The following is a 1,923-nucleotide window of genomic DNA, read 5'->3' as shown; positions in this document are numbered from 1 at the left end:
GTGAAGCGGCGAAACACCACGCACAGCGAGCCGCCGATCTCGACCACAACCGCCAGTGCAGCCCAGAGCGCGGGCGGGTGCAGGCCGAAATGCGCCTGCTCCGCGACCGCATCGCCGAAGTGCATCGCCTTGTTGACGCCGCCGATGAGGAAGGCGGAAACGAGCGCGAGCCGTACCAGCGATCCGACCCACGCCTGCGAAAGGAGGGCGCGAATCCACCCGGGGCTGCACCGGCCGGTTGTGGTCGTCATGTCAGACCGCCCAGCACGAACAGCCGAACGCACCCCAGAAGCCCTTCGCGTCCGACGTCGGCAACGTGCGGCTCCACGCGCCCGCATGCGCATGACCGTGCATGCCGCACGCGCTCGCGCAGCCGCACATCGCGGCGGCCGCCGCCCGTTGCAGCGGCGCGCCGTCGCGCTGCGTCGCGCCCCAGCCGCCATAGCCGCCGTATGCGCGCACGGGCGACCAGTCCGGCATCGCGGGCGGAATCGGCGCGTCGTGCGACGCGAACGGCCCCGCACCCCACACGATCCGGCCGCCGACCACCGTCAGCAACGCCGTCGTGTCGGCGATATCGTCCTCCGCGCACGTGAAGAAATCGCGATCCGGGACCATCAGGTCGGCGAGTTGCCCGACCGCGATGCGCCCCTTCTTGCCCACCTCGTTCGAGAACCACGTCACGTACTCGGTCCACATGCGCAGCGCGGTTTCGCGATCGAGCAGGTTGCGCTGCGGGTACATGCGCATCCCGCCGACCGTCTTGCCCGTCACGAGCCACGCGAGCGACACCCACGGGTTGTACGACGCCACCCGCGTCGCGTCCGTGCCGGCCGACACCTTGATGCCTTTCGACAGCATCTTCGCGACCGGCGGCGTCGCCTCGGCCGCCTGCGCGCCGTAGCGCTCGACGAAGTACTCGCCCTGGTACGCCATCCGGTGCTGCACCGCGATGCCGCCGCCGAGCGCGGCGATCCGGTCCATCGATTTCTCGGAGATCGTTTCCGCGTGATCGAAGAACCAGTTCAGCCCTTCAAGCGGAATGTCCTCGTTCACCTTCTCGAACACGTCGAGCGCGCGGCTGATCGTCTCGTCGTAGGTTGCGTGCATGCGCCACGGCCAGCGGTTCTGCGCGAGCACGCGCACGACGCCTTCGAGATCGTCTTCCATCTGTGCGGGCAGGTCCGGGCGTGCCACGCGGAAGTCCTCGAAGTCGGCCGCGGAAAACACCAGCATCTCGCCCGCGCCGTTGTGACGGAAGTAGTCCGTGCCGTCGTGATACTTGACGCTCTTCGTCCAGTTCACGAAGTCTTCCTTCTCCGCGTTCGGCTTCTGCGTGAACAGGTTGTAGGCGATGCGGATCGTCATCTCGCCCGCGTCGTGCAGCTTGCGGATCACTTCGTAATCGTCGGGATAATTCTGCGAGCCGCCGCCCGCGTCGATCACGCCCGTCACGCCGAGCCGGTTCAGTTCGCGCATGAAGTGGCGCGTCGAGTTGTACTGATACTCGAACGGCAGCTTCGGGCCCTTCGCGAGCGTCGCGTAGAGGATCGTCGCGTTCGGGTTCGCGAGCAGCAGGCCCGTCGGGTTGCCCGCGGCATCGCGCAGGATCGTGCCGCCCGGCGGCTCCGGCGTGTCCTTCGTGTAGCCGACCACGCGCAGCGCGGCCGCGTTCAGCAGCGCGCGATCGTACAGGTGCAGGATGAACACCGGCGTGTCGGGCGCGACCGCATTGAGCTCGTCGATCGTCGGCAGGCGCTTCTCGGCGAACTGGTGCTCGGTGAAGCCGCCGACCACGCGCACCCACTGCGGCGCCGGCGTGATCGCGACCTGCTGCCGGAGCATCTCCATCGCGACCGCGAGCGAGCGCACGCCGTCCCAGCGCAGCTCCATGTTGTAGTTCAGGCCGCCGCGAATCACGTG

The 1,923-nt window shown here is 68.2% G+C and carries 2 protein-coding genes; both read right to left on the bottom strand.

Annotation, left to right across the window (positions count from 1 at the left end):
* Positions 1–251 (bottom strand): DoxX family protein (locus DIE22_RS37705; RefSeq protein ID WP_148093211.1); only part of this gene is annotated, 251 nt, incomplete at its 3' end.
* Position 252: 1 nt separating this feature from the next.
* Positions 253–1,923: amidohydrolase (locus tag DIE22_RS37700; protein WP_148092778.1), on the bottom strand; the 1,671-nt coding region annotated here is incomplete at its 5' end.

The sequence above is a fragment of the Burkholderia sp. Bp9142 genome (genome assembly GCF_003853415.1).
In the GTDB taxonomy this organism is placed as follows: domain Bacteria; phylum Pseudomonadota; class Gammaproteobacteria; order Burkholderiales; family Burkholderiaceae; genus Burkholderia.
The sequence above is the reverse complement of the archived record's forward strand: the minus strand, read 5'-3'. Positions and strand labels throughout refer to the sequence as shown.